This window comes from Bacteroides sp. CAG:189, assembly GCF_000432295.1.
GTDB lineage: Bacteria > Bacteroidota > Bacteroidia > Bacteroidales > Bacteroidaceae > Bacteroides > Bacteroides salyersiae.
Genome location: NZ_HF991114.1, coordinates 1 through 10603, shown reverse-complemented (window position 1 = coordinate 10603; position 10603 = coordinate 1). Strand labels below are relative to the sequence as shown.

Annotated in this window: 8 protein-coding genes and 3 pseudogenes; 5 read left to right on the top strand and 6 right to left on the bottom strand. The window is 38.7% G+C overall.

The window, feature by feature from the left end; all coding sequences use genetic code 11:
• The first annotated feature begins 237 nt into the window (after nucleotides 1-237).
• Nucleotides 238-459: a DUF7688 family protein gene (locus QVP90_RS16005; protein ID WP_004310300.1), complete on the top strand. Its 222-nt coding sequence runs from the start codon at nucleotides 238-240 to the stop codon at nucleotides 457-459.
• 62 nt (nucleotides 460-521) lie between these two features.
• Here the strand turns inward: QVP90_RS16005 and QVP90_RS16000 are convergent.
• Nucleotides 522-776 (bottom strand): annotated as a pseudogene (locus tag QVP90_RS16000) (glycoside hydrolase family protein); the annotation flags it as partial.
• A 90-nt stretch (nucleotides 777-866) separates the two neighbouring features.
• Nucleotides 867-971, bottom strand: a pseudogene (locus QVP90_RS19980) (lysozyme); the annotation flags it as partial.
• Nucleotides 972-1131: 160 nt separating this feature from the next.
• On the opposite strand from QVP90_RS19980, the gene QVP90_RS15995 reads away from it, so the two are divergent.
• The 4 genes from QVP90_RS15995 (at nucleotide 1132) to QVP90_RS15980 (ending at nucleotide 4711) form a co-directional block, all read left to right on the top strand.
• Nucleotides 1132-2370: a tyrosine-type recombinase/integrase gene (locus tag QVP90_RS15995; RefSeq protein ID WP_021936992.1), complete on the top strand. Its 1239-nt coding sequence runs from the start codon at nucleotides 1132-1134 to the stop codon at nucleotides 2368-2370.
• A complete protein-coding gene (locus QVP90_RS15990; protein ID WP_021936991.1) occupies nucleotides 2367-3053 on the top strand; it encodes a hypothetical protein in 687 nt (228 codons plus the stop codon). The genes QVP90_RS15995 and QVP90_RS15990 overlap by 4 nt, the downstream gene beginning before the upstream one ends.
• 61 nt (nucleotides 3054-3114) lie before the next feature.
• Complete coding sequence (locus QVP90_RS15985; protein ID WP_288204835.1) at nucleotides 3115-3672, top strand: tyrosine-type recombinase/integrase; 558 nt, start codon at nucleotides 3115-3117, stop codon at nucleotides 3670-3672.
• Entirely contained in the window at nucleotides 3659-4711 is a 1053-nt protein-coding gene (locus QVP90_RS15980) for a tyrosine-type recombinase/integrase (protein WP_272204026.1), read from the top strand. Before QVP90_RS15985 ends, QVP90_RS15980 begins: the two co-directional genes overlap by 14 nt.
• A gap of 82 nt (nucleotides 4712-4793) precedes the next feature.
• Here the strand turns inward: QVP90_RS15980 and QVP90_RS15975 are convergent, their stop codons facing one another.
• The 4 genes and pseudogenes from QVP90_RS15975 to QVP90_RS15960 form a co-directional block, all read right to left on the bottom strand.
• Nucleotides 4794-7187, bottom strand: coding sequence for a hypothetical protein (locus tag QVP90_RS15975; protein WP_021936989.1), 2394 nt, complete (start codon nucleotides 7185-7187; stop codon nucleotides 4794-4796).
• Between the two features lie 3 nt (nucleotides 7188-7190).
• The gene (locus tag QVP90_RS15970; RefSeq protein ID WP_021936988.1) at nucleotides 7191-9662 is read right to left on the bottom strand and encodes a P-loop NTPase fold protein; all 2472 of its coding nucleotides are present in this window, start codon (nucleotides 9660-9662) and stop codon (nucleotides 7191-7193) included.
• A 383-nt stretch (nucleotides 9663-10045) separates the two neighbouring features.
• Nucleotides 10046-10246: pseudogene (locus QVP90_RS15965) on the bottom strand (hypothetical protein); the annotation flags it as partial.
• On the bottom strand, nucleotides 10243-10603 hold a 361-nt coding region (locus QVP90_RS15960), incomplete at its 5' end, for a DUF3872 domain-containing protein (RefSeq protein ID WP_288204831.1). The pseudogene QVP90_RS15965 and the gene QVP90_RS15960, both read right to left, overlap by 4 nt.

The following is a 10603-nucleotide window of genomic DNA, read 5'->3' as shown; positions in this document are numbered from 1 at the left end:
GACGTTCAGCAAAAAGACATTCGAGAGCAGGACGAAGGACATTGAAACGCACGAGGGGATATATTGCGATATGCTGGAGGAAATGTTCACGATGGTAACGGGACTTTACACCCGCTTTTGAGGGGTGGGCGGCAAAAGCCGCCTACTTTCTTTCATGAGCATGATGGCGGATAAGAAAGTAGGCAAAGAAACCTTTGTACCAATCTACGATAGTATTCACAAAAACAAGTTTTAATCATGGAAACAATCAGACAGAACGGAAAAACCATCTTGTACAGCAACGACGGCATAAGCATAAAGATGGTTTTCAAGAACCTTACGGGCAGGAATTTTCAAGGTCAGGAATATACAGACTATATCCGGCATATCGCAATCGGCAGCATGGGATTTTCACCCGGTATCATAGAGCATTGCAGGGACGGTGAGGTTGCAGGCAAAGGGACAATCCCGAATGTATGAAAACTGAAACTCCGATGAAGTTGGCGGCTTCATCGGAGTTTCTTTCGTCAGACACTTATTCTTTATGGTACATACAGCAGCGCAAACTCAGCCTTCCTTCGTTTGAGCAGCATGGCGTGGCGTTTCCCCTTATAGTTACAGAAAGCGATATACTCCCGGTAGATGTTCCTGTCACCCGCCTCCAGCTTTCGGATTAGCGTGCTTTTGGGTATCTTCCCACTCCCCAAAAGACGGTACGGACCGACATTGTAGGCGAGCGTGGCAAGCAGAAGCGAATCCTTCCCGAACTGCTGGAACATCGCGCAGAACTTCCGCAGGTTTTTGGGTATCTTCCCGCTCCCCAAAAGACGGTATGGACCGACATTGTAGGCGAGCGTGGCAAGCAGGAGCGAATCTTTCCCGAACTGCCGGAACATCGCGCAGAATTTCCGCAGGTCTTTTCGCAGAAGCGCGTCCGCCTGCCGCTTCGTCATGGTGCGTGCCGAATACCTTTCCCCCGGCTGCAACCGATGTTTATCCAAAATTTTGGATAAGCACCGTTATCCTAACCTTGATATTATCCTAACTTTACATTGCAAATGATTGAAATATAGCATATAAATAATTTCATAGTTGTGATATTTTTCTATACCTTTTACGTTAGTTGAGCACTTACGCTCAACTAACGTAATTATGGATATAAGAAAATTAAAACAAGAGTATCCCGTTTTGCTTGATTATATGAAACAGCAGGGATATGGAAAGGTCTCTATTGGTGGAGTTCAAGTGAGGCTTAAAGAACTTTTTGAACAAGAAGGTAACTATGCGTCTTATGGCGATTTTTATGAAAAGCTTCTAAAAAGAAAAGGTATAAGTAAAGGCGATGAACGCTCGAAGTATTATCGGCTCTCTATACGAAGGATTGAGGCATTTGATGAATATGGTCATTTGCCTAATCGCTTTGCCTTTATACCTACTCTACAACAAAAAAGTTCAATGAATCAATTAAAAGGTCTATTCAAAACCATAATAGAGCATTACAAAGAGGTATCACTGCAAACAGGGAAAGCATCAAGTTCAATAATAGTGGAATCTAATTATGCGGCTGCATTTTTCGCTTATATGCAAAGCAAAGGCGCATATACCTTGGCAGATGTAACAGAGCCTTTAATTCTTTCTTATTTTTATGATAGAGGAAGACAACTTCGGGGATATACTTGCCAAAAAAGTATTATAAGAGTACTACGTTCTTCTAAAGGGCTACTTTGCCAAAAAGAATGTGAATACCTTTGCGATATAATGCCTTCATTGAAAAATATACGAAAGAATTTTGCAATCTTGTCTGATGATGAGACTGCTATAATAGCTTCTACATTGGAAAATGACAATTCCAATCTCACACTTCGTGATAAAGCTGTCATTTCTATTGCCATGTATACAGGTCTGCGTGGTAGTGACATCGCAAAAATGACAGTCGACACTATTGATTTCGAGCGTGATCTTATCACTCTTGAACAGTCCAAAACACATCAGAAGTTAGTTCTTCCATTAAGGGCTGTTGTAGGAAATGTAGTAATGGAATACCTAAAAAAGGAAAGGCCGAAAGAAGTGAAAATTCAGAGATTATTCACGCACCTGTATGATCCGGAAAAACCGATAAGCCCGGGTGTTATTGGGAAAATTGCCCGACGTTTCTTTAATAAACTTGGGATTAGAAAAGGAGAATGCCAAAATGGAATCAGGCTTTTTCGTCGTTATCTGGCCACCAAACTTTTAAGAAATGGAGTTACTCCTCGTTATATCAGCGAAATAATGGGACATATTTCTCCGGAGTCGCTCAATCCATACATAGATGCTGATATTGTACATTTACGTGAATGCGGCATTGACATTTCGAAATATCCTGTCGGAGAGGAGGTGTTTGACGTATGATTGACTTAATTAAGCTTGAGTTCCTTTATCGAAAATACCGAAACGGATTAAGAAACGATGGGAAGTCTTACAGATTTAGCCGCTTAAAGACATTCATTTCTTTTTGCGCAAAAAGAGGATGCAATTATTTATCAAAGGACTTGATAGATGAATGGTGCATAAAGCATCCAACCGAAAGCATTAACTCTGCCAACCATCGAATTGCGGAATTACGGAATTTTATTGCATACTCTAACAAACAACGATATACGAATATACCTTTACCATTGTTATTACCCGAAGTAAGGAAACAAAGAAAGGGAATACCTATGACAGAAATGCCCATTCAGAATTCTGTTGTTTCTGAAATGCTTGAAAAATATATTCTCTACTTGAAAACACTTGCTCCAAGGATATGTGACACTACGCATAAGAATCTCATCCGTTTCAATAACTTTTGTGCCCGAGTTCATCCTGAAGCTAAAGAACTGACCGAAGATATCGTTAATTCCTGGTGTGACAGAAGACCTTTTGAGAAATGTAAATCAAGAAATACAAGAGTGCTTCCCGTATCTCAATTTTTGAGGTATGCAATCAGGCATCATTGGACTAAAGTGAGCGTTCCCCCTTCTTTGCCGAGAGGTGGAAACAAACCACGCATACCCCATATTTTCACAGAAGACGAACTTGCCATTTTTTTTTAATGCGACCATATTGCTTCGCAAGCCTGTTAATATCTCAGATTTCGATTTTAAGCTGAGAAGTATGCAAATACCTGTATTCTTCAGACTACTGCTTAGTACAGGTATGCGTACCAATGAAGCACGTTTACTTGACTGTGAAGACGTTGATCTTAAAAATGGCATAATTAATATCAAGCATACCAAAGGATGGGCACAACATAGAGTAGCCCTACACCTTTCAATTTGGGAACTTCTCAAGCGATACGACCATGCTGTAGAACAGTTATTACCGAAGAGAAAAGTATTTTTTCCTACTTCGGATGGCAAGTATCATGATATAAAATGGCAAGGATATGCATTCAGTGAAATATGGCGAAGAATATCAAAGACGGACGCTCGTCCATACGATTTTCGTTCCAATTATGCAGTCAAAAATATAAACAGTTGGAATTATGATGGCACAGAATGGTTTGATAAACTTCTCGTTCTGGGACGCAGCATGGGGCATAAAACTCTGCAAAGTACTTGCTATTACTATCAATTGGCACCAATGTTTCCTGATATGTTGGAGACACTTTCTGGTTCTTATCTACATGACATTTTACCTAATCTTGAAGATTTTTACAATGATGAAACTTAAATCTGAATCAATCGTTATATCCCAAGCCGTAAATGAATGGTTTACAAGTTATCTTCCTATCGCAAGAGGATGTAGTAGCCATACACAACGTTCTTATTTTACGGCTTTATCGCAATATATGCAGTTCTTACAAGAAGAAAAAAAAGTCACTCCCAACACTCTTTCGGCAGAATCTTATTCCCAAAGCAATCTTAATGACTGGTTACTATGGTTAAAGAAAACCCGAAAGTGCAGTAATTCAACATGCAATGACCGTTTGTCTGGTGTAAAAAGCTTCATTAAATTTTTAAGCATAAAAGATATAAGATTTAATGCCGTATATATATCTTCAAAAGAAATAAAGCCTATGCGTACGGTTAAAGTGATTCATGAGGAAATTACACAAAAGGCTATCAAATCCCTTTTTAGTACCATTAGAACAGATACTCGAACAGGAAAAAGAGACTTGGCAATCTTTTATCTTATGTATAGCATAGGCGCACGCATAGACGAGATTCTATCCGTTAAAATATGTGATTTACATCTTCATGAGTATCCTAATCCGAATTATTTGACGATTATAGGCAAAGGGTATAAATGCAGGACGCCTCCCATATTGAAGGATGTGACTAAAATTCTTTTACGGTATATAGAGGTATTCCATAACAATGATTTTGCTTCTCATAGTTATTTATTCTATTCCTTTTATAATGGAGAGAAGAAAAAAATATCCCAGGAGGCCATCAACAAACGTTTGAAGATGTATGCGGCTAAAGCAAATGAGATAGACAAATGTGTACCCCGCAATCTTCATTGCCATAGTCTTAGACATGCACGTGCCAGTCATTGGCTGGAACAAGGACTGAATATTATTGCTATACAAAGGCTAATGGGACACGCGGATATAAGAACCACTATGCGGTATATCTTTGTTTCTGTTGAACAAAAGAATAAGGCTTTGGCCACTTTGGAAAGTTCATCAACTCTAAAACTTAAAAAAAAATGGAAGAAACTTCCAAAAGGACAATCTCTTTTGGAATATGTAGGGCTAAAGAAATAATTTGAATGTAACAATGAGATTTAGTAAATATGCGACTGAAGTATAAGGCTTCAGTCGCATAAAATTACGGAAAATATCACAACTACAATGTTAGCTTTGGTGCCCTAAATCGACTATTTTCGGCATTTATATGTATTCTTTTTATGTTGTTGATGATATCAGCATCACTTACTCCTATAAGACTTGCCGAACTTGCATACAGTGAATATTCGTTGTATAATGACGTAGAGAAAATACCCTTATCATCAGTATTGATACTTGCAACAATGCCATTCTTAACAAACTGGTGGAGAGTATGTTCTTCATATCTATCTATTGGTCCTATTACGACATTGGATGAAGGATTAGTTTCTATTATTATATTCTTTTTCAGAATTTCACGTTGTATGCATGCTTGCAATGCTGACGCTATTTCAACTATTTCCGGAAGATATGTATAGGTAGTCATTGCGTTGCCTTCCTTCCAAACGTCTTTGCTCGTGAGGAATTCATGGCATAGGGCAAGTGCGTTTTTGTTGTCTCTCGCTTTTGTGCAAAGTGAATCCTGACATACAGATGCGCGTCCCCAACATGAAATCTTGTCTGTCTTATCAAGACTATCGCTTCGAAGCATCATTGACATATAATATGTTTCAATGTCGAAAGGAAGAATGCGATAACCAACTTCATAATAGAGGTCCTTAGCTTTATCTTCCAATTCCGTTGAAAATTTCACGGACATTAACAATCTGTTTAACGATATGGTTTGATGTATCCAGACTAATGTATCCAATAGTCTCTGACGTGACATAATGGTTTGGTACTCTCTACGTTCATAGTACTGTTTAGTGGAAATTCCTAATGCTATGACATGTCCCAAGCGGCTTCCTGTATCTAAATTCAAAAAACGGATGGCATCATCTATTGCCTTCAAACCATCGCAAAGATCATAAAAGTCTTCTCCAACATGATAAGTCAGGTTTGTTAGGCCCCTTAAACGAGCATAACGGTATGTCTGCCCGAACACAGCTGGAGAGCAATCTATTTCTGCTCCTGCAGCGTCAATACCGACAATTTTATATATGGGTGGGGGATATGGTCTATCGTCATAATGTTGCTTGGCAGCATAACGTTTTATGGTATCAGAAAGTATGCCGTCTATCTCTTTTCTGTATTTTTCGCCATAATCATATCTGATGCCATAATGTTTCTTATGTACTGCATATTCACTCTGTTTGATGAAATGGATGATATATGTTAGATTTTCGTCTGTTATGTCACCACGAATGTTATTGTTATTACCATCAATACATATCCTTATTTCTTGCTTTGGAATTTCAATTGGTGTAACACGAGCCTCCATCTTATCAGTCGTATTTGGCCGTATAGAGGATTGAATCGCATACAATGGAAAGATTTTTTTGAAATCGTCTGAGCAGAACTTGGTTTTTCTATGCTCATACATTTTGAAATTGTCAAATCCGAACAGAGGATTGGTTTGAACGAACTCTTTGCGCACTCTGATTTTTAGCGATATGTATAGGAAGAACAAATCTGCCAAGTTGATTATCTGAGTGTCTGGGTTTCTCTTGAAATAACGGGAAAAGAACTGATACAGCAACTCTCGTTCACCGCTGTGTATCGCATATATTTCGGAAGAGGGCTTCTTCTGAATAGCATATTCATGAGTGATGTTAAATATTTTGTTATCAGCAGTCTGATAACTCCTAATCCGACTTTCAAACTCAACTAAATGCTTGGTTCGGCATACATCATCGTCCAACATTTTTAGAAGTCCTGTATTTGGCACTGCTGTTTTTTTTCCATTCAAAATCTCAAATATATGCAGTCTGAGAATGGCTGCCATCTGTACCATCTTGCGAAATTCAAAGTTCTGTTGGTCTCTGCGGTATTGTATTTGTGAATCAGCCATATATAGAACCTTTTGATAGTCATCATCCCTATTTATCAACCTGTTCATAAAATCTAACCATGTCAATTCAAAGACATCCGCCGATGCCTTCAAATGAGCATGTGTATCGCATAGTCCGTTCTTTAATACATTATTGATGCCTTCATTGTCATGATGGATAATGTTTGGCCAGTCGAATGAGACAGGTTTGTGCTGATGAAACGCCAAAAATACCGTTGTCAGTAAATCTTCTCCTAACAAGAGAGAAAGTTCACGCCATTCTTGAAGTTTACCGAATGTTACAGTAGGCGTACCATTATTATTTATCAGACACTTTACAGTAAATTCAGGTAAAACATTCAACATTTGATGCCATTTCGGGGCTTTCCCACAGTGGCATTTCTGCTTGACATATTCTTGCAAACACCGTAGTTCACTCTTTGTAAAAGCCCTTGCCTGCCATGATGCCTGCTCAACAAAATCACCTTTAATAAAGGAATTGGTGTGATTTTTAATGTCAGTGTACAAACTACTCACATTAAAGTCGTAAAATAGTGTGCGAATGGCGGAAGCGAGTAGTTCCATAACTTATTGTCTTTGAATCTCCTCTATTGTTTCAATTATACGTTCACGAGAAATTCTTTCATTGTCAGGAAATTTCTGTTTCCATTCTTGACGAGTAATCTTATTGAAGATTTCAGGAAGTTGTTTCTTTAATTTATTAAGAATTGTACCTGGTGCATAGGTCTTGGCTGTAAAGAGTGCTGCAATAGCGTTTTCAGCTTCTTCCTGACGACTATAAATTGTTTCGAAAGCGTCTTGGTCGCAAGTTTCCAGAAAATTGCAAATGGCATCCAAAAACATGAATTGAATCTGATACGGTATGTCTTTTTTCGTTCGGGGGTATGTGCGCATTCCAGATTGTCTTATCTTGCTATAAAATTCTTTGATACACACACTGTTTTTGCTGGAATAGCTGCCGAAGCGACTGGCTCGTATACGCTCAGACAACGCATTCAGAACCTCGGCATTGCGTAATACTCCATCGGAAAGAAAACCGTGCAGATTAACTTCATAGTCTCGGTCATTACTATCAATCATCTTTGACAGTAAAGACCAGTTATTTTGTACTGCAAATTCATAAATGGTGGAATCCTCAGGATTTTGTCGGAAGTACGTATTAAAACGATTATATGTATTCTTCAGGTTCAACACATTGTAAAATGGTGACAATACGTCGAATACTAGATTCTTGACATTTGAATGAAATGGCACCAGATAAGACGGTTCAAATGAATTTCGTTTCAATTCCCATGAGTCGGTTTTCCGTTTAATATTGGCTAATCTGGATGTTGTCAGCATGAAAAATTCAGCCATACGAAATTTTTCTTTATAACTATCGTCTATCTCATTTTTTCCACGACCAAGTTCTTTTATCTTCGCTATCAGAATGTCTCCATTTATCAGTTTATTGTCTCTGCTCTGGTTCTCAGCACCTTGAATATTTTGGGGAGGTAGCACTTCGTCTGCCACAAAAGAAAAGTATTGACCATTGACGAGCTTCTGTAGTTTATTTGCTTGTTCAAACATCGCATCCGAGGAGTATATTTCACCAGTCTGGTCAATGTTCTCCGGTTTGGGATAATGATTAGCAGTGATGTCCTCAGTTACAAAGTCATAGTATTCGTACAACTTTATAGAATACAGTGAACGCACAAAGAATACAAAAAGTTGCAGCTGCATATCACTCTCATCCTGATCTAAATACTCCAATATGCGCAAAACATCACCTAATGAAACGTTATAGGCATAATTAGATGGATCAGCAATCGATTTGAACCGAGTACTGTTTTTGAGTATATCAAGCGTCATTAAATTTGCAACTACTGCTTTGTTGAACGCTATGTCAGATTCTATACTTAGAAGTCTATACGCTATAAGCCTGTATTCTACAGACAATTGTTGAGTCCACGTATTGAAAAAGTACTGCTTGAACTGCTTCTGGTTTTGCTTGTGCTCTGTTGGTCTATTTTTGTCGCGAAAGGGCATTCTGTACAGCATGTGCAATAGTTGACGCAAAGAACGAAGCGAAGAGGGGATAATCAGCGAATTTCGTCCCCGACTATTATAAAATAGATAACCTGTTTTCCAAAATATTGAATGAGTAACAGCCTCTTTGACAGAATGAAACTCATCTGTACAAGCATGACCGTTAGCGTCAGTATAAACATATTTTAGTTTGTTGTCACAATAGTCCTCCAACAATGGCATATTTACACGACTGCTGACAGGAATCAGTTTTGTAACGTATTTGACTGCCATCTCGTGTCCTTCTGCACTATCAACATTTTGGCTGTTTTCGAGATTGTGTTGAACTGCATCTGTTAACTGTTCTACTTTCACACTCAACATAATGATGCACTTCTTGTTGGTCAAATATTTGCGGATGTGTTCAGACATTATGTAAGCACCCTGAATATTCAAATCCAAGTCATCAATGACTATAACGAGATAATCTTTGTTGACATACTCTAAAAAAATACAGAAAAGTTTCTGTATACTCTCTTGAAGAGACAATCCCACGGACAAAGCTTCCAACTCTTGAAGACCATCATAATATCGTTCTTTATCTTCTGGTTTTGCAAGGTATTTCATGTAAATCATTACCTTGTTGAACTGGCAGACAAGTTCGTCGCGTTTGGCTTCATCATATCCATCTTTCTCTGTCGCTGTTAGAACAGAATATAAACGACCGACGACAAGTTCAATGATATTATGCGTTTCATCGAAAAACGACGGATCAATTTCTTTTAAGAAAAAACATTTGTCGAAGTTTTTTTCGCATTGTGATTTGAAGCTCATCATACACGAAGTCTTGCCGGTTCCACGGTCACCGCAAAAACTAATTATATTGTTGTATCCCCTTATTTCTTCATCGTTTAATAGGGCTTTCAAAATTTTTTCTGCAAGTGTATACTGATTCTTAAACACAGAATTCTCTATGTTTTCTGACTCAATTATGGGCTGATTTTCTTTGCCGTCTTGAAATGTTAGTTCCATATATTTACCGAAATGATATAACTTTATAAAACAATATTGGAATATTTCTTCGTCCTTTACAAATATACTTGTTATTTTCCATTCTGGCGAATCATTTATACAAATATCACTTTATGTTCCTTGTTTTCTGCTGTGTCTTTATTCAAAATGCGTATATCGTTACATTTTAAGGACACATTTTAGTGAATAGTACTGCGTTCATAATCTTTCGGAGGATTTCAAAAGCAACTTCTTAATTTTCTTATATCCATAATTACTGTAGTTGAGCGTAAATGCTCAACTACAGTAAAAGGTATAGAAAAATATCACAACTATGAAATTATTTATATGCTATATTGCAATCATTTACAATGTAAAGTTAGGATAATATCAGAGTTAGGATAACGATGTCCATATCCTACATACGGGTGATGTTTTTCCGAATGCCAGCCCTCAAAATACTTCGTGCATCGCACCGCCCTCTCAAATGGTGGCAGCCGGTAGATAGCCGCCTGCCCGTCCGTTCCCTCATGGCGTCTGTTCCGTGCGGACACGGAACAGACCGCCAGAAGCGAACAGAGGATAGCCATGAATACACGCATCATCGTGTAAGGGGCTTGAAGTTCCCGATGGGGACAACAGTGATAACCCCGTCATCCTTCACGTTTCGGTTGTTGAAGTCAAATTCCAACTCATAGGAGTTGCCGAAATTGTCCTCCACTACCACGATGAAGTTGTGCGCCTCGTCACCTTGCGCCGTGTAGTACAGCCGAAACTTCTCGTTTTCGAGCAGGTAGCGGTCATTGGGCAGGAACGTGATGCCGTTGTCCATTTTCAGCGTACCATCCCCCTCAAACTGGAAATACCGGATGGTATAGAGGGTGTTGGCGAAGTCGCCCGTCTTTTTCAGTTCACAGCGGATTTCCACTGTCTGCCCCTTGCTTACCTTGTTCGGCACGGGC

Bases quoted from the DNA above. Each gene is read 5' to 3' on its own strand.
- QVP90_RS15975 (WP_021936989.1), bottom strand. From the start codon at position 7,187: ATGGAACTACTCGCTTCCGCCATTCGCACACTATTTTACGACTTTAAT.
- QVP90_RS15980 (WP_272204026.1), top strand. From the start codon at position 3,659: ATGATGAAACTTAAATCTGAATCAATCGTTATATCCCAAGCCGTAAAT.
- QVP90_RS16005 (WP_004310300.1), top strand. From the start codon at position 238: ATGGAAACAATCAGACAGAACGGAAAAACCATCTTGTACAGCAACGAC.
- QVP90_RS15990 (WP_021936991.1), top strand. From the start codon at position 2,367: ATGATTGACTTAATTAAGCTTGAGTTCCTTTATCGAAAATACCGAAAC.
- QVP90_RS15995 (WP_021936992.1), top strand. From the start codon at position 1,132: ATGGATATAAGAAAATTAAAACAAGAGTATCCCGTTTTGCTTGATTAT.
- QVP90_RS15970 (WP_021936988.1), bottom strand. From the start codon at position 9,662: ATGGAACTAACATTTCAAGACGGCAAAGAAAATCAGCCCATAATTGAG.
- QVP90_RS15985 (WP_288204835.1), top strand. From the start codon at position 3,115: ATGCAAATACCTGTATTCTTCAGACTACTGCTTAGTACAGGTATGCGT.